Here is a 23,704-nt window from a genome sequence, read left to right on the forward strand (position 1 = left end):
ACGCCGAGGTCTCCAAGGAGATCCAGAAGCAGTACAAGAGCTACGGCGTGGACATCCTCACCTCCACCAAGGTCGACTCGGTCACCGACCACGGCGACAAGGTCACCGTCGCCTACACCGCCAAAGACGGCTCGAACGGCTCGATCGACGCCGACCGGGTGCTGATGTCGATCGGGTTCGCGCCCAAGGTCGACGGGTTCGGCCTGGAGAACACCGGCGTGAAGCTCACCGAGCGCGGCGCGATCGACATCGACGACCACATGCGCACCAACGTCCCCCACATCTACGCCATCGGCGACGTCACCGCCAAGCTCCAGCTCGCGCACGTCGCCGAAGCCCAAGGCGTCGTGGCGGCCGAGACCATCGGGAACGCCGAAACCCAGACCCTCGGCGATTACCGCAACATGCCCCGCGCCACCTTCTGCAACCCCCAGGTCGCCTCCTTCGGCCTCACCGAACAGCAGGCCCGCGACGCCGGCCACGACATCAAAGTCGCCAAATTCCCCTTCTCCGCCAACGGCAAAGCCAACGGCCTGGGCGAACCCGTCGGCTTCGTCAAGCTCGTCGCCGACGCCGAAACCCTCGAACTCATCGGCGGACACCTCATCGGCCCCGACGTCTCCGAACTCCTCCCCGAACTCACCCTCGCCCAGAAATGGGAGCTGACGGCGTGGGAGGCCGCGCGCAACGTCCATACCCACCCGACGCTGTCCGAAGCGATGCAGGAGGCCTTCCACGGGCTGACCGGTCACATGATCAACGCCTGACGCGGCGCGCAACCCCCTCGGCTCCTCCGCCCGCGCGGGGTGCTATGGGCGGATGACCCCGCCCACCGGCATCCCGCGCCCGTCACGCGCCCCGATCGCCCGCACGATCGGGGCGGCACTCGAACTCGGGTTCGCCGCCGCTCAGCGCGTCCGCCCCCCGCGTCCGATCCACAGCCGCGGCGTGGTTCTGCGTGGTGAGGTACGCCGGATGCCGGATGCCGCACCCGCGGGCATCGCGTGGATCGACGACGCGCCCCCCGGTGCGTGGACGGTCGTGGCCCGGGTGTCCCGTTCCCTCGGGCTGCCCGCGCCGCTGCCGGACGTCCTGGGGTTGGCGCTGCGTGTGGACACCGATGGGGGTCCCGCCGACATCGAGTTCGCCTCGACCGGGTGGCGCGTGCCCGGACGGTTCGCACTCCTGCCGCACCGCCGGGCGGAGCGCGCGAGCTTCGGCATCCTGCTCCCCTACCGCGGCGAGCGAGGCCCGGTCCTCCTGGGCGCGCGCACCGTGTCGGGGCGTCCGCCGGCGACGGACCCGCGCGCGCTGACCGGCGCCGACGTCCGGGCGACCTGGACGCTCGAGCTCTTCCACGCGCGGCCGCGCGGCCCGTGGCATCCGTTCGCCCTGCTCGAGGTGAGGCTCGCCCCGGGACGCGACGACGACGACCTGCGCTTCGACGCCGTGCGGCGACCGCTGCCCGGCGCGCGCGCGTACGCGTGGGTGCGCGCCGCGCGGCAGCCCTCGTACGTGCGCGTGCAGCCCGCCGTCCCGCCGGGTCCCCTCGATCGCGAGACTTACTCGCGGGAGCGCAGGGCGGCGACCTCGTCGTAACGGCGACGGATCACGGGGCGGTGGTCGGGGTCGACGGCGCGGGCCGTCGCGACGGTCCAGTCCACCGGACCGCCCGCGAGGACGCCGGCGGCCTGGCGCGCGGCACCCAGCGCCACGTACTCCCCCGCGGCCGGGACGACGATCTCGGCATCGAACACCTGCGCCGCGATGCGTGCGACGGCCTCGTTGGCTGCCGCGCCACCGATGAGCAGCACGCGCCGCACCCCGACACCCTGCGCCTGAATGGCCTCGAGTCCGACGGCGAGACCGCTCAGCATGCCCTCGATCGCCGCGCGGGCGAAGTTCGGTCGAGTGGTGGATGCCAGCGTCAGGCCGGTCAGAGACGCCTGCGCGTGCGGCAGGTTCGGTGTGCGCTCCCCCTCGAACCACGGCACGAGAACGACCCCGCCCGCGCCGGGTTCGGCCTGCAGCGCGAGGTCGCCGAGCTCGTCGTGCGAGACCCCGAGGAGCCCCGCGAAGGCGTCCAGGACGCGGGCCGCGTTGAGCGTCGCCACGAGCGGCAGGAATCGGCCGGTGGCATCCGCGAATCCGGCGACCGCGCCCGAGGTGTCGCGCACGACGTGGTCGGTCACGGCGAACACGGTGCCCGACGTGCCCAGCGAGACCACGACGTCGCCGACCCCTGCTCCGAGGCCGAGCGCGGCACCGGCGTTGTCTCCCGCGCCGGGGCCGACGTGGGCGCCGGAGGGAAGCGTTCCGGCACTCTCCCACGGCCCCAGCACCCGGGGCAGGACGGCGTCGTGGCCGAGCGCGCGCTCGAGCAGCTCGCGGTCGTAGCCGTCGGCGCCCCAGTAGGCGGTACCCGAGGCGTCGGAGCGGTCGGTGGTCAGTTCGGAAAGGTCGGCGTTGCCCGGGCCGAAGCCGCGCAGGCGCCACGTGAGCCAGTCGTGCGGCAGGGCGACGGCGGCGACTCGCGCGGCGTTGTCGGGCTCGGCATCCCTGAGCCACCGCAGCTTCGTCGCAGTGAACGAGGCCACCGGGACGACGCCCGTGCGATCGGCGTACGCGTCGGCGCCGACCTCGGCGATGAGGTCGCGCGCCGCCTGCGCGGAGCGCGTGTCGTTCCACAGCAGCGCATCGCGGATGACGCGCCCCTCCGCGTCGAGAACGACCATGCCGTGCTGCTGTCCCGCGATCGAAACCGCCGCGACGTCATCCAGTCCGCCCGCCTGGGCGATGGCATCCTGCAGCGCGATCCACCACGCCTCGGGATCGACCGACGTGCCGGCGGGGTGCGACGCCCGCCCCTCGCGGATCACGCGGCCGGTCTCGGCATCCGCGACGATGACCTTGCACGACTGCGTCGACGAGTCGACCCCCATGACGAGCGCCATGCTCACCCTCCCTCTGCGCCGGCCCGCCTGTGCGTCGGCGCCTCATTCCGTTTGGTGTCCTCGGGCGGCGCCGCCCTGTTGGTTCGGCGCCCCCTACCGTTCAGTGTCCAAGACACGCGGTCCGCGTCGGCGCGCACCCGCGTGTCTTGGACACTCGACGGGAACGGGGTCGGGAACGCCCCACGCGCTCCCGACCCCGGACCACTCAGCGAGCGCCGAGCAGGTGCTCGGTCGCGAGCTGCTGCAGACGGACGAAGCCGAAGCCCTTGCCGCCGAGGTACGCGTCGGCGTCGAAGTCCTCGTACGCCGAACGGTCGGCGAGGAGGTCGTCGTAGGACTCGCCCTCGTTCAGCGTCGGCTGCGCGAGCTCGAGCACCTTCGCGGCCTCGAGGGCTTCCTGCACCTCGGGGTCGGCGCGGAAGGCCGCGGCGCGCTCCTTCAGCAGCAGGTACGTATTCATGTTGGCCGAGACCGAGTCCCACACGCCCGACTCGTCCTCGGTGCGCGAGGGCTTGTAGTCGAAGTGACGCGGGCCGTCGTACGCCGGGACGCCACCGGGGCCACCGTTTTCGAGCAGGTCGACGAGCGCGAAGGCGTTGTGCAGGTCGCCGTGGCCGAACACGAGGTCCTGGTCGTACTTGATGCCGCGCTGACCGTTGAGGTCGATGTGGAAGAGCTTGCCGTGGTACAGCGCCTGCGCGATGCCGGCGGCGAAGTTCAGCCCCGCCATCTGCTCGTGGCCGACCTCGGGGTTGAGGCCGACGAGTTCGGGGCGCTCGAGCGAGTCGATGAAGGCGATCGCGTGACCGAGGGTCGGCAGCAGGATGTCGCCGCGGGGCTCGTTGGGCTTGGGCTCGATCGCGAAGCGGATGTCGTAGCCCTTGTCGGTGACGTAGTCGCCGAGGAGGTTCACGGCCTCGCGGTAGCGCTCGAGCGCCTGACGGATGTCCTTCGCGGAGTCGTACTCGGCGCCCTCACGGCCACCCCACATGACGAACGTCTTCGCGCCGAGCTCGGCGGCGAGGTCGATGTTGCGCAGGACCTTCCGCAGCGCGAAGCGGCGCACCTGGCGGTCGTTGGACGTGAAGCCGCCGTCCTTGAAGACGGGGGCCGAGAAGAGGTTGGTCGTGACCATCGGGGTGACGATGCCCGTGGCATCCATCGCGCCCTTCAGACGGTCGATCTGCGTCTGGCGCTCCGCGTCGGTCGAGCCGAACGCGAACAGGTCGTCGTCGTGGAAGGTCAGACCGTAGGCGCCGAGCTCGGCGAGCTTCTCGACGACGTGCACGACGTCGAGCGGCTTGCGGGTCGGTCCGCCGAACGGGTCGGTGCCGTTGTATCCGACGGTCCACAGACCGAAGGAGAACTTGTCGTCACGGGTGGGGGTGGGCATTCCTGCTCCTTCGCATGGATGCGCACGGTGGTTCGCCGACGCACGGGGTTTTGTTGGTGTTCACAACATATACCCCGGATGCCACGACGTAAAGCCCCGCGTCAGAGTTCGAGGGCTCCGTCGACCACCGCGAACACCGCGGGATCCCACGTCAGGGCACGCTCCCACGGCAGGCCGAACGCGTCGGCGAAGAAGATGCTGTGCACGTGGTCGGGGAACGAATGCCGCTCCACCCGCGGCAGCACCGCGGAGGGCACCTCGTCGGCGCGGCCGCTGGCCAGCGAGACGAGCCCGTCGTGCGGCCACAGTTGCCGCGGCTCGGTCGCCGCCGCGAAGTACCCCGCCCCGATGGCAGTGACCGGGATGCCGTCCAGCACCCCCGCTTGCGCGTCGTTCCATCCGCGCAGGAAGCGGCGCGACACCTCGGCCGCCGCGCCCTGCGAGTTCGCGTCGGCGTAGGGGCGGACCTCGGCGAAGATCTGCAGCGTCGCCGGGTCGCCCCTCGCGTCGGCCTCGGAGATCTCGCCGTCGAGGAAGTCTCCCAGCACCGACCCGTCCCACGGCGTTCCGAGTGTCACCAGCCGGTCGACGCGCGGGCCATCCCCGCTCATCTCGCGGATCGCCGCACGCGAGAAGAGCCCGCCCATCGAGTGCCCGACGAGCGAGACGCTCCCCAGCTCGTGCTCCGCCTCCATCCACCGCAGGAAACCGGCGAGCGCGACACCGGCGTCATCGACGCGGCCGACGGCGTTGATCGTGACCTCGGCCGGGAGCACCACCGGCACCTCCGAGAAGCCTTGCCAGCCGGCATCCTCCCGCACCTCTCCCGCCCCGATGCGGGCCGGGGCGGTGAAGACCCGGATGCCGCGGTCGAGGAAGTGCGTGCGAAGGGCGGTCATCGTGTTGCCCGCCGCGAGGCCGGACGCGGCCGCGCGCTCCGGATCGGTGTACGGAGTGACAGCGGCTCCACCGGAGACGAGGACGACGGCATCGGTCATGGCGCCCAGATTACCGACGCGCCTTCGGGCTGCGCGGGCACCTTCGGGTGGCGCGGGCGGCTCGGCATCCATCCCGGGGCCCCGCCGCGCCCGCGCGAGCCGCCCCTACTCAGTGTCCACAACACGCGGACGCCACGACGCACGACCCGCGTGTCTTGGACACTCAACGCCCGCCGCGCCGCACCCCGCGCAACCCACCCCGCTCAGTGTCCACAACACGCGGATGCCACGACGCACGATCCGCGCGTCCTGGACACTCAACGCCGGCCCGGCGTCGCCCTCGTCGCTCGCGTCGCCCCGTCGATCGTCTCGCCCTCCCCTGCGAATCACCCCGCTCAGTGTCCACAACACGCGGATGCCACGACGCACGATCCGCGCGTCCTGGACACTCAACGCCCGAACACGCGGCGGCGCGCAACGCCCGACGCGCGGCGCGCGACGCAGGTCAGCGCGGAAGCGCGTCTTCGATGGCGGCGACGACATCGGGGGCGTCGGGGTGCGTGCGCGGGCTGAAGCGCACGACGCGCCCGTCGGGGGCGACGACGAACTTCTCGAAGTTCCACGAGATGCGGCCCGTCTTCCCCTCGGCATCCGGGGTCTGCGTGAGTTCCCGGTAGAGCGGGTGGGCGTGGCGTCCGTTGACCTTGACCTTCTCCGACATCGGGAAGGTCACGCCCCACGTGGCCGAGCAGTACTCCGCGATCTTCTCCTCGTCGCCGAGCTCCTGCAGGAATTGATTGCTCGGGAAACCGACGACCGTGAAGCCGCGGTCCGCGTACTTCTTGTGCAGCGCCTCGAGCGCTTCGTACTGCGGCGCGAGACCGCAGCGGGAGGCGACATTGACCACGAGCGCTGCCTTGCCCTCGGTGAGGGCGCCGAAGGTGGTCTGCTCGCCACGGATGGTGGTGATCGGGATGCCGGAGAGGTCCATGCCCCGATTTTGGCACCGGGTGCCCGCGCCGGGGCCCGTTCGCGACAAACCGTTCGCGACAAACCGTTCGCGATAACCGACGACTTCGGCAGCGGCGCGTTCTCCGGCCGTTCGTGCCGGGCGGGAGACGTCGACGGCGCGGCGGTGCCCCGCACCGGACGCGCGGGCGTGGCACAGTGGTCGGATGGTCACGGCGAGCAGGGGCGACGGCATGCGTCGCGCCAACCTCGCGCTCGTGCTGCGCACGGTGCACCGCGAAGGCCCGCGCTCGCGCGCCGCGCTCACGGAGGCGACGGGGCTGAACCGCTCCACGATCGCCGATCTCGTCGCCGAGCTGGTCGGCGACGGGCTCGTCCTCGAGCGCGCCCCCGATCCCGTGGGACGGGTGGGGCGCCCGTCCCCGACCGTCGCCCCCGACCCGCGCGTCGTCGCCATTGCCGTCAACCCCGAGGTCGACGCGCTCGATATCGGAGCCCTCGCCCTCGACGGCACGCTCGTCGCGCGCGATCGGGTTCCGCAGACCCGGCTGCTCACGCCCGAGCGCACAGCCGAACTCGTCGGCGAGCGCGTCGCGGCGTGGCGCCGCGGGACCCTGCGCGGCCGGCGGCTCGTGGGTGTCGGCGTGGCGGTGCCCGGTCCTGTCCGCGGTACGGACGGTCTCGTGCGCACCGCCCCGCACCTCGAATGGACGGATGCCGCCATCGGCGACCTGATCGCGAGCACGACGGGCCTTCCCACCCGGGTGGGCAACGACGCCGCCCTCGGCGCCCTCGCCGAGCACCTGTTCGGCGCGGCTCGCGGCGCGCACGACCTGGTGTACCTCAATGGCGGCGCGAGCGGCATCGGTGGCGCCGTCATCGTCGGGGGCGTCTTGCTGGGCGGGGCGGGGGGATACGCGGGCGAGTTCGGCCGCAATCGTCCCGGCATCCTCGCTCCGGCCGACCGCCGCTCCACGGACGGTGTGCTGGAGGACGAGGTGAGCCGCGCGCGTCTTCTCGCGGTCCTCGGACTCGACGAGGCCGACGACGCCATCCTCGACGAGGCGCTGCGCACCTCATCCGCCCCCTCGGTGCGGGACGAGACCGAGCGTCAGCGGCGCATCCTCGCCACTGCCCTCGCGAACGCCGCGAACGTCCTCAATCCCGCGGTCGTCGTTCTCGGCGGCTTCCTCGCCACGGTGGCCGCGCTCGACATGGATGCGCTCGACGCGGCCGTCCGCGCCCAGACGATGCCCGCGTGCGCGGAGGATCTGCGCCTGCGCGTGGCCGGGCTGGGTGAGAACCGGCTGCTCGTCGGGGCGGCCGAGGCGGTGTTCGAGGCCGAGCTCTTCCCGTCGCCCTGAACGGCCGCCACCCACCCCGCGAGGGGGGAGGATGGAACCGGACCGACGGAGGAACCCATGATCCAGACACGACCGGCCGGCGCGAATTGGTCGGGGAACCACCGCTACCGTGCGGCGGAGACCCTGCTCCCGGCCGACCTCGATGAGCTGGCGACGGCGATCTCGGACGCCGGTTCCGTGCGCGTGCAGGCGACCCGGCACACCTTCAACGACGTCGGCGACACCGACGGTGCGCTGGTTTCGCTCGAACGGATGCCGGTCGCGATCGACGTCGCGGCGGAGCACGTCCGCGTCGAGGGTCTGGTGACCTTCGCGCAGCTCGCGCCGGTGCTGGAGGCCGAGGGCCGCGCCCTGCACAACCTCGGCTCGCTCCCCCACATCTCGGTCGCCGGCGCGACAGCGACCGGGACCCACGGATCGGGTGTGCTCAACGGCAACCTGTCCAGCGCCGTGACGGCGGTGGAGATCATGGATGCCACGGGCGCCATCGAGCGGTTCGACCGGGCGCACGCGTGGTTCCCGGCCGCCGCCCTCTCGCTCGGGGCGCTGGGCGTCGTCACGGCGGTCGAGCTCCGCACGGAGCCGACGTACCTCGTCACCGCGCAGGTGTACACGGGCATCTCTTGGGAGGCGATCGCCGGCGACCCGGATCGCGTGCTCTCGTGCGCCCGCTCCGTGAGTGTCTTCACCACGTGGGGCGATCCCGACGACGACCTCGTGTGGGTGAAGGCGAGCGATGGCGACGAATCCGACGCGGTCCTGCGCGGCCTCGGGGGCGAGCCCCTGCGCGGGCCCTTGCACCTCGGCCGGATCCGCACAGTGAACAACACCACCGCCCTCGGCACCGCCGGTCCGTGGCACACGCGCCTGCCGCACTTCCGCGCGGATGCCCTGCCGAGCGACGGCGACGAGATCCAGTCGGAGTACTTCGTCCCGCTCGCCTCGGCCCGCGAGGCGCTGACGGCTGTGCGCGCGATCGCGCCGTCGTTCACGGACCAGCTGCTCGTGAGCGAGCTGCGCACCGTGGCATCCGACGACCTGTGGCTCAGCCCCGCCTTCGAGCGAGACGTGCTCGCCGTGCATTTCACGTGGCGCAACGACACCCCGGGGGTGCGGGAGGCGCTCCCCCGCGTCGAAGCGGCTCTCGCCCCGTTCGACGTGCGACCGCACTGGGGGAAGGCGTTCACCCTGTCGGGGTCCGATGTGAGGGCCACGCTCCCGCGAGCCGACGACTTCTCGGCGGTCGTCCGCGCGGCCGATCCGGACGGCGTCTTCCGCAACGCCTTCTTGGAGCGGACGCTCGGTCTCTGAGGGCTCCCGCGTCCGGTCGCGGATTCTCGGAGCGGCGCACATCCTCGGCACGTGACGTGAAAAGCAGGCCGCGATCGGGCGACTCGAGTGGTGAAGGAGGGGGCTCCTCGGCGGGGCGGGCACGGAGCTCGCCAGCGGGATCGCCCCGCGGCGGTCCAGAGTGGACGCACCCGCCCACCGCCCGAAAGGCCCCATGCCTACGCAGCCGTCGTCCCCGACGGGCTGGGTCGCCATCGCTTCCGGCGCTCTCGACGTCCGAGCGTCGACCCCGTTCAGCTCGGACATCGAGATCCTCGTCGCACCCGCGATCCCCGGCGACGCGATGTGGGTGGCGGGCGCCGGGGCGCGACTGTGGCGGCGGCTCGTCCACGGTGGCCCGCTGAACACTCGCGACGACGAGGAGCGGTCGATGCTCCACGACATGGAGACGCTCGGCATCGCCTCGCCGGATGCCGCGCACCCCGACCGGGTCACCCGGCTCCCCGAACCGGTGCTGTCCTCACCGGTGCATGAACTCGTGTATGCCGTGACCGCGCGCGTCGCCGCGGCCCATGGCATCCCGTGCCTGTTCATCAAGGGACCCGCGCTGCACCACCAGGGCCTGCGCGAACGCGAGCACTCCGGCGACGTCGATGTCTGGTGCCACCCGCGGCACTGGGATGCGCTGGCCGAGGCGCTCAGCGCGTGGGGGTGGCATCGCGAACCCGACCCGTGGCGGGGCACCTCGGTGCACCATACGGCGACGATGACACCGCCGTCGTGGGGGTGCGAGATCGACGTGCACCGGCGCATCCCCGGTCTCGCTCTCGACGACGAGGACGCCTTCGCGATCGCCTCGCGGTGGCGCACCGTCGTCACCTACGCCGGTGTCGATGTCGCCATCCCCCGGCGCGACACCCACGCGGTGCTCGCCGCCGTGCATGCGGTGCGTCCGGAGATCGGGGCCGGGGCCCGATCCGCGGCCGCGTCGCACAGTGCGTCGGCCATGCTCGCCGCCGCGGAAGGGAGCGCGGAACGGGCCTGCGAGCTCGGCGCGGTGCCCGTTCTGCGAGCGGAGCTCGCAGGGCTGCTTCCCGACGAGATCCTCGACGCACACGCGGGCGGGCGGCCCCGCGACTGGCAATGGCGCGGTGCCCGCAACAGGGCGGTGGCCTACTGGCGGGCGCTCGGCGAGGAGCCGTGGCGGGTCCGACTCAGAGTGCTGTGGCGCTTCGTGTGGCCCCCCGACGACATCGCGCTCGCCTCGGCTCGTCAGGCGGCGGATGCCTCGACGAACCCGAACATCGTGCGGTGGCGGCGTCTGCTGCGGGGCGCGCGCGGCCTGCTTCCGCACCGTCGGTGACGGACCGCCGAGTCAGCGGTTCCTCTGTCGACGGCGCGCCTCAGCGCGCGTCGTCGGAGGGGCCTGCGCGGCGAGCTCGTCACGCTCGATCCACGGGCGCGTCGCGAGGACGAACAGGGGCACGAGAACGGATGCCGACAGCGGCCCCCACCCCACGAGGGCGTAGGGGGTCTCGGTCGCGCCGATCGCCAGCAGTCCGAGAACGAACGCGACACCGACGACCGACGTGGATCTCACCGGATCGCTGGCGGCTCCGCGGAAGGCGAGGAAGATGACGACGAGCCACCCGGCCAGCACGAAGGCGCCGCCGAGGATGAGCGTGGTGAGGACGAGGTTGTGCCCGTGGCTGGCCGCGCTGGAGAGGGTGTCGCGCAGCGCGAGGTAGTTGTCGGCGTACCAGTGGGCCCCGAGGCCGAACACGCCGTTGTCGCCGAGCGCCTGGCGACTGTGAATCCAAATGGCCCCGCGGTAGGTGAACGCCTGGGGGTCGGTCTCGCGGAACGGGAGCAGGATCACCGCGATGAGAGCAACGACGGCTCCCGCTCCGCTGACCACGACGAACGCTACGCGGGAAAGCAGACGAGACAGCAGGAGGACGGCGACCATGACGGCAGCTCCCACGAGGGCCGTGCGCGACGACGTCAGGATCAGCGCCCACACGATGACCCCGAACGACAGCCATCGCAGCGGCCACGCGCGCATGAGGAACACGAACGGCAAGGTGAACGCCAGAAACATCCCGAGGATGTTCGAATGCGAGAAGATCCCCGCCAGAAGCGGCGCCCCGGTGATCGACTTCTCGAACAGTCCGACACCGCCCGAGATGAGCACGGAGGACGGGTCCACGTACATCGCGACGATCGATCCCGCGGCGACCGCGGTTCCGACATAGCCGAGGACGACGAGATCGGGCGGTTTCACCCGCACAGTCACCAGGAGAACGCCTCCGGCTGCCGTCAACAGCAACCCCAGGCTCGGGGGTCTGCCGTGCAGGAACTCGTTCGCCGCGAGCAGCAGACCGGGGAGCACGACCACGAGCAGCCCCGGCCCCGAGACCTGCGAGAACAGCAGGAACAGCAGCGCGGCGGAGGCCGCGACGGCGGGCACGAGCATGCTCCCGACCTCGGCGATCGCCGCGGCGGCGGGCGCCGTGGCGGTCTTGCCCTCGATGTACGCCGACCGGTCCGTCACGAGCGTCTCGATGAGCGGACCCACCAGCGAGTAGGCGCACAGGAGCACGACCATGATGCGCCGCGCCCCGAGCGAGTCGACTAACCCGTTCGGCGCCGCGGACGGCGGAACGGTCGCGGGTCCTCGACTGGCTAGCGTGCTCACGGCCGACACCGTACAACCCGAGAGGAGCACCATGACCTCGAGCTCCGTCGTCTCGCCGCGTCGCCGCGGCGCGGCCTTCCTCCTCGGCGCGCAGTGGGGTCGGTACCTTTCGCAGATCGCCGGGATCGTGGTGCTGGCCCGACTGGTGGGTCCGGCGGAGTTCGGCATCGTCGCCATCGGGGCCGCGGTGGCGGGCCTTGCCGCCGTCCTCGGCGACTTCGGCCTGAGCATGGCTGCGTTGCGCGCCCCCACGCTCGATGCACAGCAGCGAACGAACCTGTTCTGGACGAACACCTCGATCGGGGTGCTCGCCACCGGCATCGTCCTCGCCGCGGCGGTACCGGTGAGCGCGGCCGTGGGCGACGACCGTCTCGTCATCGTCCTCGCGCTGCTCGCACCGGCGTTCGTGCTGCGGTCGGCGAGTGCGCAGTTCCGCGTCGAGCTGAACCGGTCGGGTCGACTCGGCCGCCTGGCCGCGGCGGAGCTGAGCGGGGATCTCGTCGGACTCGGCACGGCGATCGTTCTCGCCCTGCTGGGCGGGGGCTATCTCGCCATCGCCTCGCAAGGAACGGTCGCAGCTCTCGTGACCCTCGCGCTGGTCATCGGGCTCACCCCGTGGCATCCGGGTCTCCCCCGCCGCGGAGCCGACATGCGCGGCCTGCTGACCTTCGGAGGCCACACGTTCGTGGTGCACGCGCTGAACTACGCCTCGACCAACGTCGGAATCATCATGCTGGGCGGGACCACCACCGACCGGGCGGTCGGACTCTTCAGCCGGGCGATCCAGTTGGTGAATCTTCCGATCGACCAGCTCATCACTCCACTGACCCGCGTCGTGATCCCGGGCCTTGCCGATACCACCGACCCCACCCCGCTTGTCGCCCGGCTGGCGCGCTATCAGACGCTGTTGAGCTACCCCGCCCTGGCGTATCTGAGTCTGTTCACGGCCACGGCGGAATCGGCCATCACCGTCGTTCTCGGCCGCGAATGGGCCGGTGCCGCGGTCTTCGTCCCCATCCTCGCCGTCGGCGCGCTCTTCCAGACCCTCGGATACCCGCAGTACTGGGCGTTCGTCGCCACCGGACGGTCGGGATTGCTGCTGACGAGCGAGGCGATCGGTCGGTCGCTCATGATCGGACTCGTCCTCGCGCTGTCGGCGATCGGGCCCGTCGGCGTCGCGATCGGGATGACCTCGGGTCAGGTCGTGCTGTGGCTCGCCGCCTTCCTTCTCCTGCCCCGCGCCGGCATCGCATCGGCCACGCTGGCGCGCGCGGGTGCGCGCCCCGTCGCGGTCTTCGTGACCGCGTGCGTCGTGGCATCCCTCGTCGACGCGGGCTTCTTCACCCCGCTCGACGCGTGGACACGCCTGCTCGCGATCGGCGCGACGTGGGCCATCGTCGTCGGTGCGCTGATCGTCCTCGTCGCCCGTCGGGACCTCCGCTTTCTGCGAGACCTCGCACGGCGCCGCTGACCCGCGCCGCCCGAGACACCGAACCGACGGAAGACCCCCATGCCGCGCACCCCCGCCACCGAGGATCGGCGCTGATGGCCCGATGCCTAGTGATCGGCGCCAACGGGTTCTTGGGTGCGCGGCTCTCCGACGCCCTCGCCGAGGCGGGCCACGACGTGACGGGCTTCGATCGCTACAGTCGCGGCAGTCGCGCCTTCTCGTCGCCCGACATTCGAATCGCCGCCGGCGATTTCCTCAACACGGCCGACCTGGCCGCCGCCGTGGAGGGCCAGCAGTACGTCTTCCACTTCCTCTCGACGACGACGCCCGCGACGGCCGACAGCGAGCCCACCGTCGATGTGCGGACCAACGTCAGCCAGAGCATCGAGTTGCTGTCGCTGTGCGTGACGGCCGGTGTGCAGCGCGTCTTCTACGCCTCCAGCGGCGGCGCGATCTACGGCCCGCAGCGGCGCCGCGTCTTCGACGAGAACACGGCCCCCGCTCCGGTATCGCCGTACGGCATCGGCAAGCTCACGGTCGAGCGCTACCTCGACTACTACGCCACGACCGCCGGACTGGATGCCGTGGCCCTGCGCATCTCGAACCCGTACGGGCCGCACGCCAGCCCCGCCAAGCGCCAGGGAATCATCCCGCTGACGCTCGACCGCATCCGGCGCGGCGAGTCGGTGATTCAAGTCGGTGACGGCTCGATGGTCCGCGACTACATCCACGTCGATGACCTGGTCGCCCGGATCCTCCGCATGGTCGACACCCGTCCCCGCTACCGGGCGTACAACCTCGGCAGCGGCCACGGGCACTCGGTCGCCGAGGTCTTCGCGGCGATCCGCTCCGTGGTCGGCCGCGACTTCGACGTGGCCGTCGTCCCGAAACCCGCGACGTTCGTCGATCACGTCGTCCTCGACGTGTCGCGGTTCCGCCGAGAGTACGGCGCCGACGACGACAGGACACTCACCGAGGGGATCGCCCACACGTGGACCGAGATGGCGACGCGATGACCCGCGTGCTGCACGTGACCGAGGCGATGAGCAGCGGGGTCCTGAGCCTCGTCGACAGCATCTCCCGGCGTCAGGCCGAGGAGGGCGCCGCGGTCGATGTGCTGTTCGCCCCGCGCCCGGACACCCCGTCCGACGCGGCGCTGCGCGGGCGGTTCGATCCCCGCGTGGGACTCGAACGCGTCTCGACGGGGAGCCGCCTTCGCGATCTGCACGCCCTGTCCACCGCGGTCACGCGCCGTGCCGCCGAGGTCGACGTCGTCCACCTCCATTCCAGCTACGCCGGCGCCGTTGGCCGCCTCGCACTCCGGCGGATGCTCCCCGCCGACCGCGTCTTCTACTCGCCCCACGGATTCGCCTTCCTGCGCCTGGACGTGCCGGCGCCGGTGCGGCACGGGATCCGGAGTCTCGAGCGCGTCTTGGCGCGGCACTCGACCCTCGCGCTGACCTCACCCTCCGAGTACACCCTCGCGGAAACCGCCCTGCGGCCCCCGCGCGCGCACGTGCTGCGCACCGGCATCCCCTCCACCTCCGTCCGCGGCCAGGCGCGGGCTGTCGATCCGGATCGGCGCCCGGTCGTCGGCATGATCGGCCGCGTCACCGCGCAGAAGGCGCCGTGGCGTTTCGCCTCGGTGGCACGCGCCCTGACGGACCGGGCCGACTTCCTCTGGATCGGTGGGGGAAGCGACCGCGACGAGCGGCGATGGTTCGGCGATTCGCCCGTCCGCGTCACCGGGTGGGTCTCGCCCGCGCGGTTGGCCGAGCTCATCGACACCATCGACGTCCTGCTGTTCCCGACACTGTGGGAGGGGATGTCCCTCTCGCTCATTCAGGCCCAGGCGCACGGCATCCCGGCCGTGGTGTCGGATGCCATCGGCAACCGTGACAGTGTCGAGCCCGGAATCACCGGCTTCGTCTGCGCCGACGACGAAGAACTTGTCCGGGCCACGCGCCGTCTGCTCGATGACCCCGCGCTCCGTGGGCGCATGTCCGACGCGGCCCTGCAGTGGGCACGTCGCGGTCTCATCGACGACGCGCTCGGGCGCGACTCGCTGGAGCTGTATCGGCGGTCCGTCGCGCGCGACCGATCGGGTGCGGTGTGATCGTCGTCAACGCCCGGTTCCTGACCCAGAAGACGACCGGCATCCAGCGTTTCGCCACCGAGATCACTCGAGAGCTGCTGACGCTGCGGTCCGACATTCTGCTCGCGGCTCCGAGAGACGCCACCGATCTCGCCGGACTCGACCCGGCCGCGGTGCACCGGGTCGGAAGGCTCACCGGCCACCCGTGGGAACAGATCGATCTGCCGCTGTTCGCTCGCCGCCGACGCGCTCTGCTGCTCGGTCTCGCGAGCACGGGTCCGGTCTGGTACCGCCCGCAGATCTCGACTCATCACGACATCACCTACGTCCGGCATCCCGAGAGCTTCGGGCGCCGCTTCCGCGCGCTGTACGGCGTGGTCGTGCCGCGCCTCATCGCGCACAGCGCGCACCTGCTCACCGTGAGCGATTTCTCTCGCGACGAGATCGCGCAGCACTTCGGTGTCGCGCCCGAGGCGTTCACGGTCATCGCCAACGCCGCCGATGAGCGGTTCCGCCCCCAGGGCCCCGACGAAGAAGCCGAAGACGGCCGCTACCTCCTCGCGGTGTCCTCGCCCAACGCGCACAAGAACTTCGCGCGGATGATCGAGGGATTCCGCCGGCTCTCCCTCACTCACGCCGATGTCGAACTGCGCGTGGTGGGAGGGCAGGCGCGCAGCTTCTCCCGCCAGGACTACGGCGACGACCTCGATCGGGTGCGCTTCGTCGGCCGCGTCGATGACGACGAACTCGCGCGTCTGTATCGGGGCGCGCTGGCGTTCGTGTTCCCCTCGCTGTACGAGGGGTTCGGTATCCCTCCGCTGGAGGCGCAACGGTGCGGGTGTCCCGTGATCGCCGCGCGCGCCGCCTCGATGCCGGAGGTGCTCGGCGATTCCGCGCTCTACATCGACCCGTACGACGTCGACGACATCGCGCGCGCCATGGCCACCGTCATCGACGACCCCTGGGTGCGCGACCGGCTCGTGGCGAAAGGCCACCGCAACGTCGCGCAGTACTCGTGGCGGGCTTCGGCCGCGCGCGTCTCGCGTGTGCTCGACGACGTTCTCGCCCGCGAGGGCCTCGCTGACGCAACGTCCCCGCGGGCCCCGCTCTGACTCGTCTGCGGATGACGTGGGGAGCTCCCTCGATCGACGTCAAGGGAGCCCGGATCGGAAAGGACCCGCCGTACTGTCGCGGACATGAGTACCGAACGCGACCAGTACACCTTCGACAACCCCGTCACCCGCTATTCGCGCGTCGAGCCTCCCCTCCAGCACCAGCCGGAGCCGGGCGTGCAGGCCGACATGACGCCGGTCCCCGACCTGGGCGAGAACACCTACCGCGGTCTCGGACGACTCGTCGGCCGCAAGGCGCTCATCACGGGTGGCGACTCCGGAATCGGCGGCGCCGTCGCGATCGCCTTCGCGCGCGAGGGGGCGGACGTCGCGATCGTGCATCTGCCCGATGAGCAGCGCGACGCCGACCACGTCCTCACCCAGATTCGGGATGCCGGCCGCACCGGCGTCTCGATCGCGACCGACATCACCGATCCCGCCGCGTGCCGCGCCCTGGTCGCCGACGCCGTGGAGGCGCTCGGCGGCCTGGACATCGTGGTCAACAACGCCGGGAAGCAGGTGATGGTCGAGAAGGTCGACGACCTCTCCGACGAGCAGTTCGAGCAGACGTTCCGCACGAACGTGTTCGCCCCGTTCTGGATCACCAAAGCCGCGCTGCCGCACCTCCCCGAGGGCGCCACGATCATCAACACCGCCTCGCTCGAGGCCTACGTCCCCGCCCCCGACCGGCTCGATTACGCCGCCACCAAGGCCGCCATCAACAACCTGTCGAAGGGGCTCGCGCAGCAACTGGCGTCGCGCGGCATCCGGGTCAACGTCGTGGCCCCCGGACCGACCTGGTCCGCCCTGCAGGTGAGCCAGGGCGTCTCCGACGAGCAGATGGAGCACTTCGACGACGAGAGCACCTATCAGCGCGCCGGACAGCCCGCCGAGATCGCGCCGGCCTTCGTGTTCCTCGCGTCCGCGGAATCCAGCTACGTCTCCGGCGAGACGCTCAACGTCAACGGCGGCATGGTCACGCCGTAACCGCGAGCTCGCGGCATCCACCGGCCCGCACACGTCCGGCGGATGCCGCGGGCCGGCGCCCCTCGACCCTCGCGCGCGCGGAATCTGCCGGAGATGCGCTCCTTGCGTAAAACGGCTGGAAGCGCAACCGGCCCATGCCCGCCCCGGGGGTGCGAAAGCGTGAAGGCATGCCGAGCCCGAACGCCTCCCCCACCCTGTATCTGCTGCACGCTCTTGGGGCGAGCAGCGGGTCGTTCCAGCGGATCGGCGACGCGCTGACCGGACACGTGGACGTGCAGGGCATCGACCTTCCCGGGTTCGGCTCGGCTGCCGCGGTATCCGACACCTCGCTGGAAGCCACGGTCGAGCATGTCGTGCGCGTCCTGTCCGCGCGGGCGCGAGGACGGTGGATGCTCGGCGGCCACAGCATGGGCGGAAAGATCGCGGCGCTGGTAGCCGCGCGCGTCCTCGACGGAACCGCGCCTCTGACGGGCCTCGCCGGGATGGTGCTGCTGGCTCCGTCGCCGCCCCGGCCCGAGCCGATGGACGAGGAGCGCCGCGCCGCGATGCTGTCGTGGGTCGACGACGGGGCGATCTCGGAACAGGATGCCGAGACCTTCATCGCGCAGAACACCGCGCGGCCGCTCGACCCCGGTGCGCACAGCGTCGCTCTCACCGACCTGCGCCGCACATCGCCGACGGCGTGGCGTGCGTGGCTCGAGACGGGGAGCCGTGTCGACGCCCGCGCCGACGTGGGTCGCCTCGATCTGCCCGTCCTCGTGCTCGCGGGTGAGGACGACACCGACCTCGGCGCCGCCGCGCAACCCGGGCTCCTCGCCGACGTGTACCCCCGTGCGCGCTTCCACCCCCTCGCGGACACCGGGCACATGATCCCCTTCGAACGCGCACCCGAAGCGGCCGCGGCCATCGCCGCTTTCGTCGCCGACGAGGTGCTCGCCGGCCCCGTGGTGCCCGATGCCTGGGCTCGGCTGATCGCCGGAGACCGCGTGGACGCCCGGACCCGTGGCATCCTGAACCGCCGGGCGATGCCCGACGATCGCGGGTACGCTCCGCGCGCGCTCGACCTGGCGCAGCTGACGCTTCTGCGGGAGATCGCGGATCTGGTCGTGCCGCAGGATGGCCCCGCCATCGATATCGCCGCGCGCGTGGACGCGCAGCTGGCCCGCGGCGAGGGAGACGGGTGGCGACCGGAAGGACTGCCGCCCGACCCCGAGGCGTATCGGCGCGGGCTGAACACCCTCGCGGCGGTGTGGCCGACGGACCCGATCGAGCGCGAGACCGTGCTGCGTGCAGCGATCGACGGCGACGGCCCCGCCGAGGGGGAGCTGGATGCCGACCTCCTCGCGGCGTGGCTCGAGGATGCGCGCGTCGACCTCGTGCGCCAGTGGCTGGCCCACCCCGCGAGCATGGCGCGCACCGGCTTCGACGGTTTCGCCACCGGCGGTCGCGAGCCTCTGCGGGGCTACGTCCACCTCGAGCTCGGACGACGCGAGGACTGGGAGCCCGCCGACGTCGGCGGCACGATCGCGACGGGAGACGCCGCATGAACCTCACCGACATGCGCACCCACGGCACCGATGACATCGTCGACGTCGTCGTGGTCGGGACGGGTGCCGGCGGCGCCCCGTTGACAGCCGAGCTCGCGCGACGCGGACTGTCGGTCGTCGCCCTCGAAGCGGGACGGAACTTCGACCTCGACGACTTCACCCCGGATGAGACCGAGGCGGTCGAGATCAACTGGATGTCCGAGCGGCTCAGCGGCGGTGTCGACGCCACCGCGTTCGGCCCCAACAACAGCGGTCGCGGCGTGGGCGGGTCGACGCTGCACTGGGGGGCGTTCAGCCCGCGCCCCGACGCCCGCGACCTCCGCCTGCGCAGCGAGACCGGCGAGGGCCGCGACTGGCCGCTCGATCCCGGCGAGCTGCTGTCGTACGTCGCCCGCGTCGAGGGCGACATCGGCGTGTCCGGTCCGACGCCGTACCCGTGGGACGCCGACCGCTCGTACGCCTACGCCCCACCGGCCCGCAACGCCCCGGCGAACCTCGTCGGTCGCGGGTGCGAGGCCCTCGGCATCCGGTGGGCGGACGCGCCGGCCGCGGTGCTGACCCGCGCTCGCCTGCAGGACCATCACGGCGAACGCCGTTCGTGCATCAACTGCGGCGCGTGCCACCAGGGGTGCCGGGTGGATGCCAAAGCCACCACGGCCAACACCTACCTGCCGGCCGCGGTGGCGCACGGTGCCGAGATCCGGGCCGAGGCGATGGTCCACGACATCGAGCTCGACGCCCGCGGGCACGTGACGGCGGTCGTGTACCGCCAGGACGGCGTGGACGTACGCCAGCGATGCCGGTCCCTCGTCCTCGCCGCCGGCGGCGTCGAGACACCGCGGCTCCTGCTGCACACGGGCATCGCGAACGGCAGTGGACACGTGGGCCGCAACTTCCTCGCGCACGGCGCGACGCAGGTGTGGGGCCGGTTCGACGAGCCCGTGCGCGGGCACCGCGGCTACCCGTCGGCGCTCATCACCGAGGACATGCTGCGCCCCGCCGATGCGGACTTCGCCGGCGGGTACCTCGTGCAGAGCCTCGGCGTGATGCCGCTGACCTTCGCCACGACGCTCGCGCGCGGCGGCGGCCTGTGGGGACGCGACCTCATGCAGCGCCTCGAGCAGGCGCAGCACATGGCGGGCATCGGCATCAACGGCGACTGCCTCCCGTCGGATCAGAACCGCCTCGTGCTCTCCGACGAGACCGACGAGTTCGGCATCCCCCGCGCCCACGTGACCTTCACGGCGGGGGCTAACGAGCAGGCGATGACGCGGCACGCGACCGCGTTCCTGCAGCGGGTGATGGAGGCCGCCGGCGCGCGCGAGACCCTGGTGCTCGCCCGGTCGGCGCACACCATCGGGACGTGCCGCATGTCGGCCGACCCCGGCGACGGCGTCGTCGACCCCGACGGTCGCTCGCACGAGGTCCCGAACCTGTGGATCTGCGACAACAGCGTCTTCCCCTCGGCGTTGGCCGCCAACCCCGCGTTGACGATCATGGCCCTGTCGCTGCGGACCGCCGACCGCTTCCTGGCCGCCTGAGGCCTGGCATCCACCGTCGCCGAGAGCACACGTTCGCTGGGCCCGCGGGAGGGCGGGCGGGGCGGGGCGGGCGGGGGAGAATGGATGCCATGAAGCTCGCGTACCTCGTCCGGTTCGCCGCCCTCGCCGAGGAGCTGCACTTCCCGCGCGCGGCCGAGCGCCTCGGCATCCCGCTCGCGTCGCTGTACACCACGGTCGACAAGCTCGAAGAGGAGGTGGGGCAGCCGCTGGTGTCGCGCACCCCTCCCACGCGTCTCACTCCCGCCGGCGCGCTGCTGCTCGACGAGGCGCGGGCCCGCATCGCCGATGCCCCTCCGCAAGCGTCCGCGGCGCCCAAGGCACAGGGCGGAAAGGCCAAGGCATCCAAGGGCAAGGGCCGCGCCCCAATCGTGAAGGGCCAGCCGAAGCCGTACAAGAAGCGTCAGGGGCGCTGACCGCTTCCGACGCCGCTCCCCCGACACGCATAAACGCTTTCCGCGTGCATAAACGCTCTCTCCACGCGTTTATGCACGCGGATCGCGTTTATGCGAAGCAGTCCCGCCGCGGCGCCCCCACCCCAGCACCCCCCGGCGCAGCCGCGCACGGTTCGCGGGCGCCGCTGATCACCGCTCGGTGACGCGACCCGACTCCACGCGCCAGTGGCGGTCGGTCTCGACGGCGGCGAGCATGCGGCGGTCGTGCGTGACCAGCAGCAGCGTTCCGGTGTACGACTCCAGCGCCTGCTCGAGTTGCTCGATCGCGGGCAGGTCGAGGTGGTTCGTCGGCTCGTCGAGCACGAGCACGTTGACGCCGCGCGCCTGCAGCAGGGCCAGCCCCGCGCGCGTGCGCTCGCCGGGCGAGAGACCATCGACGGGCCGCGAGACATGGTCGGCCTTCAGACCGAACTTCGCCAGCAGAGTCCGCACGTCGGCCGACGTCATCTCGGGCACGAGCGCCTCGAACGTCTCGGCGAGCGGCCGCTCCCCCACGAGCAACGACCGCGCCTGGTCGATCTCGCCGATCGCGACGCTGCTCCCGAGCGAAGCCGACCCTTCGTCCGGGGTCTGACGGCCCAGGATGCCACGCAGCAGCGTCGTCTTCCCGGCACCGTTCGGCCCGGTGATGCCGATGCGCTCCCCCGCGTTCACCTGGAGCGACACCGGCCCGAGCGTGAACGCCCCCTGCCGGAACACCGCGCCCGACAGCGTCGAGACGACCGAGCTCGACCGCGGCGCGGCACCGATGGTGAACTCGAGCTTCCACTCCTTGCGCGGCTCTTCGACCTCGTCGAGCCGCGCGATGCGGCTCTCCATCTGCCGCACCTTCTGCGCCTGCTTCTCGCTCGACTCCATGGACGCCTTGCGGCGGATCTTGTCGTTGTCGGGCGCCTTCTTCATCGCGTTGCGCACACCCTGGCTCGACCATTCGCGCTGCGTCCGGGCGCGCGCGACGAGATCGGCCTTGGTCTCGGCGAATTCCTCGTACTTCTCGCGGGCCTGGCGGCGCAGCGTCGCCCGCTCCTCGAGATACGCGTCGTAGCCGCCGCCGTACACGCGGTGCGTGTTCTGCGCGAGGTCGAGTTCGAGCACCCGCGTCACCGAGCGGGACAGGAACTCGCGGTCGTGGCTCACGAGCACGACACCGCCGCGCAGGCCCTTCACGAAGGACTCCAGGCGCTCCAGCCCGTCGAGGTCGAGGTCGTTCGTGGGTTCGTCGAGCAGCGCGATGTCGAAGCGCGAGAGCAGCAGCGCCGCCAGTCCCACGCGCGCGGCCTGGCCTCCGGACAGCCCTGTCATGTGCGCGTCGGGGCCCACGTCCAGGCCGAGGTCGGCCAGCACGACCGGCATCCGCTCGTCGAGGTCGGCCGCCCCGCTCGCGAGCCAGCGCTCCAGAGCGGTCGCATAGGCGTCGTCGGCTCCGACGGCGCCGGGGTCGCCGAGAGCCGCGGCCGTGGCATCCATCTCGCGTGTCGCCTCGGCGCATCCCGTGCGTCGCGCGATGTACGCCGCCACCGTCTCACCGGGCACTCGCTCGTGCTCCTGCGGCAGCCAGCCGACGAACGCGTCCGCCGGCGCCAGGGAGATCGTGCCGGACTGCGGGTCGTCGGCGCCGGCCAAGAGTCGCAGCAGCGTCGTCTTGCCCGCTCCGTTGGCGCCCACGACGCCGATCACATCGCCGGGCGCCACGGTGAGGTCGAGGCCGTCGAAGAGGGTGCGGTGCCCGTATCCTCCGGCGAGGCCGTGCGTGACGAGCGTGGCGGTCATCCGTCGATTCTTTCAGGCGTCTCGCGCACGGATCCCCGTCACGACTCAGCGCACGCTTCCGTCTCGCAGCGTGATCGGCCACCCGGCGCCCGGCGCCGCGACGAGCACCTCGGCGTCGCCGGTGAGCCGCCACTCACCGAACGCGTGAGGCACCGCGTACACCTGGCCGCCCTCGACCTCGACGCTCCCCGCGTCCGAGACCATGGCCCCCGCGCCCCCGGACACGAGCACCACCGCGAAGCCCGCCTCGCGTCGCTCGGTCTCCCCCGCCGCGTCGAACAGACGGAAGTAGGGGTCCGCCGCGGCCGGGAGGAGCGAGCGGAACCTGGTGCCCGCCGGGGTCTCGCCCGCCGTGCTGATGAGGGCGTCGAGCGCGTCGGCATCCAGCGCGTCGGTCGAGACCGACGGCATGACGGTGTCGAAGCCGAGATCGAGGTGCGACTCCTCGCGCGTGGACGTCGTCACCGACCACTCCAACAGGATGGAGAAGTCGGTCGGCTCCTGCACCTCCGCGAGGAAAATTCCGCCATCGATGGCGTGCACGGTCTCGGCCGGCACGAGCACCCCCATCCCGGGACGCACCACGACGCGGTTCATGTGCGCGAGCATCCACTCGCCGTCCTGCGCGTCACGACGGCGGTCGAGTTCGTCGCGGTCGACGGGGCGCTTCCAGCCGACGTGCACCGCGCAGTCGTCCTCGGTCTCGAGGACGTACCAGGCCTCGGTCTTGCCGTATGGGCAGTCGAGGTGGCTGGCGGCGAAACCACGGTCGGGGTGCACGTGGACGGGCAGGCGCTGGCGCGCGTCGAGGAGCTTGACGAGGATGCCGAGGTCGGCGGCATCCCGTCCTCCTCGCGCGCCCACCCACGCGGCGCGGTCCGCGCGCACGAGGTCGCGCAGATCGTCACCGTCTTCGGTCACGGCGAGACCCACCCGGTCGGAGCCGAAGCGGGACACGGTCGAGGCGAGCCACTCCTCGGGCTGACGATCGGTCTCGGGCTCGATGCCGCGCAGCGCCGCGATACGGTCGCCGCCGAGGTAGAAGTGCTGCACGGGATTCGGCGGCAGGAGGACGGGTCTCACCGGGGCTCCGATCGAGTGGGGGGTGACGCGGCGTCGATGC

General features: G+C 71.8%; 20 protein-coding genes. 13 read left to right on the forward strand and 7 right to left on the reverse strand.

What is annotated here, in order from left to right:
- The coding region (locus P5G46_RS06710; RefSeq protein WP_408905286.1) for an FAD-dependent oxidoreductase at nt 1-767 on the forward strand (767 nt) is incomplete at its 5' end.
- 52 nt (nt 768-819) lie between these two features.
- A complete protein-coding gene (locus P5G46_RS06715) occupies nt 820-1,599 on the forward strand; it encodes a hypothetical protein (RefSeq protein ID WP_408905287.1) in 780 nt (259 codons plus the stop codon).
- Here P5G46_RS06715 and xylB read toward each other — a convergent pair.
- The 4 genes from xylB to P5G46_RS06735 all read right to left on the reverse strand — a co-directional run bounded on the left by xylB (nt 1,563) and on the right by P5G46_RS06735 (nt 6,276).
- Entirely contained in the window at nt 1,563-2,954 is a 1,392-nt protein-coding gene (gene xylB / locus P5G46_RS06720; protein WP_408905288.1) for a xylulokinase, read from the reverse strand. The genes P5G46_RS06715 and xylB overlap by 37 nt on opposite strands.
- A 205-nt stretch (nt 2,955-3,159) precedes the next feature.
- Nucleotides 3,160-4,347, reverse strand: a complete 1,188-nt coding sequence (gene xylA / locus P5G46_RS06725; protein WP_239276869.1) for a xylose isomerase — start codon at nt 4,345-4,347, stop codon at nt 3,160-3,162.
- Nucleotides 4,348-4,448: 101 nt separating this feature from the next.
- Entirely contained in the window at nt 4,449-5,345 is an 897-nt protein-coding gene (locus P5G46_RS06730) for an esterase/lipase family protein (RefSeq protein ID WP_408905289.1), read from the reverse strand.
- Nucleotides 5,346-5,790: 445 nt separating this feature from the next.
- Entirely contained in the window at nt 5,791-6,276 is a 486-nt protein-coding gene (locus tag P5G46_RS06735; protein WP_408905290.1) for a glutathione peroxidase, read from the reverse strand.
- Between the two features lie 184 nt (nt 6,277-6,460).
- On the opposite strand from P5G46_RS06735, the gene P5G46_RS06740 reads away from it, so the two are divergent.
- From P5G46_RS06740 to P5G46_RS06750, 3 genes are all read left to right on the forward strand, one after another.
- Complete coding sequence (locus tag P5G46_RS06740) at nt 6,461-7,618, forward strand: ROK family transcriptional regulator (RefSeq protein WP_408905291.1); 1,158 nt, start codon at nt 6,461-6,463, stop codon at nt 7,616-7,618.
- Between the two features lie 57 nt (nt 7,619-7,675).
- Complete coding sequence (locus P5G46_RS06745) at nt 7,676-8,929, forward strand: D-arabinono-1,4-lactone oxidase (RefSeq protein ID WP_408905292.1); 1,254 nt, start codon at nt 7,676-7,678, stop codon at nt 8,927-8,929.
- Between the two features lie 193 nt (nt 8,930-9,122).
- The gene (locus P5G46_RS06750; protein WP_408905293.1) at nt 9,123-10,271 is read left to right on the forward strand and encodes a nucleotidyltransferase family protein; all 1,149 of its coding nucleotides are present in this window, start codon (nt 9,123-9,125) and stop codon (nt 10,269-10,271) included.
- A gap of 12 nt (nt 10,272-10,283) precedes the next feature.
- Here P5G46_RS06750 and P5G46_RS06755 read toward each other — a convergent pair whose 3' ends face one another.
- Nucleotides 10,284-11,606 carry an O-antigen ligase family protein gene (locus P5G46_RS06755; RefSeq protein WP_239276875.1) on the reverse strand — a complete coding sequence of 441 codons (1,323 nt, stop codon included), beginning with the start codon at nt 11,604-11,606 and terminating at the stop codon, nt 10,284-10,286.
- 31 nt (nt 11,607-11,637) lie between these two features.
- Here P5G46_RS06755 and P5G46_RS06760 point away from each other — a divergent pair, with 31 nt between their 5' ends.
- From P5G46_RS06760 to P5G46_RS06795, 8 genes are all read left to right on the forward strand, one after another.
- Nucleotides 11,638-13,077 (forward strand): oligosaccharide flippase family protein, encoded by a 1,440-nt coding sequence (locus P5G46_RS06760; RefSeq protein WP_408905294.1) that lies wholly within the window; start codon nt 11,638-11,640, stop codon nt 13,075-13,077.
- Nucleotides 13,078-13,151: 74 nt separating this feature from the next.
- Nucleotides 13,152-14,072 carry an NAD-dependent epimerase/dehydratase family protein gene (locus P5G46_RS06765; protein ID WP_239276877.1) on the forward strand — a complete coding sequence of 307 codons (921 nt, stop codon included), beginning with the start codon at nt 13,152-13,154 and terminating at the stop codon, nt 14,070-14,072.
- Entirely contained in the window at nt 14,069-15,172 is a 1,104-nt protein-coding gene (locus P5G46_RS06770; protein ID WP_375095244.1) for a glycosyltransferase, read from the forward strand. Before P5G46_RS06765 ends, P5G46_RS06770 begins: the two co-directional genes overlap by 4 nt.
- Nucleotides 15,169-16,263 carry a glycosyltransferase family 4 protein gene (locus P5G46_RS06775; protein WP_375095243.1) on the forward strand — a complete coding sequence of 365 codons (1,095 nt, stop codon included), beginning with the start codon at nt 15,169-15,171 and terminating at the stop codon, nt 16,261-16,263. Before P5G46_RS06770 ends, P5G46_RS06775 begins: the two co-directional genes overlap by 4 nt.
- Nucleotides 16,264-16,347: 84 nt before the next feature.
- Nucleotides 16,348-17,250, forward strand: a complete 903-nt coding sequence (locus P5G46_RS06780; RefSeq protein WP_239276880.1) for an SDR family oxidoreductase — start codon at nt 16,348-16,350, stop codon at nt 17,248-17,250.
- A gap of 167 nt (nt 17,251-17,417) precedes the next feature.
- Nucleotides 17,418-18,797, forward strand: a complete 1,380-nt coding sequence (locus tag P5G46_RS06785; protein WP_408905295.1) for an alpha/beta fold hydrolase — start codon at nt 17,418-17,420, stop codon at nt 18,795-18,797.
- Nucleotides 18,794-20,338 carry a GMC family oxidoreductase gene (locus P5G46_RS06790; protein WP_408905296.1) on the forward strand — a complete coding sequence of 515 codons (1,545 nt, stop codon included), beginning with the start codon at nt 18,794-18,796 and terminating at the stop codon, nt 20,336-20,338. Before P5G46_RS06785 ends, P5G46_RS06790 begins: the two co-directional genes overlap by 4 nt.
- 89 nt (nt 20,339-20,427) lie before the next feature.
- Nucleotides 20,428-20,772, forward strand: a complete 345-nt coding sequence (locus P5G46_RS06795; protein WP_408905297.1) for a LysR family transcriptional regulator — start codon at nt 20,428-20,430, stop codon at nt 20,770-20,772.
- 168 nt (nt 20,773-20,940) lie between these two features.
- Here the strand turns inward: P5G46_RS06795 and P5G46_RS06800 are convergent, their stop codons facing one another.
- On the reverse strand, nt 20,941-22,581 hold the full coding sequence (locus tag P5G46_RS06800; protein ID WP_408905298.1) for an ABC-F family ATP-binding cassette domain-containing protein: 1,641 nt from the start codon (nt 22,579-22,581) through the stop codon (nt 20,941-20,943).
- Nucleotides 22,582-22,626: 45 nt separating this feature from the next.
- The gene (locus P5G46_RS06805; protein WP_408905299.1) at nt 22,627-23,664 is read right to left on the reverse strand and encodes a hypothetical protein; all 1,038 of its coding nucleotides are present in this window, start codon (nt 23,662-23,664) and stop codon (nt 22,627-22,629) included.
- Between the last annotated feature and the right edge of the window lie 40 nt (nt 23,665-23,704).

This window comes from Microbacterium mcarthurae, from assembly GCF_046064585.1.
Classification (GTDB): domain Bacteria; phylum Actinomycetota; class Actinomycetes; order Actinomycetales; family Microbacteriaceae; genus Microbacterium; species Microbacterium mcarthurae.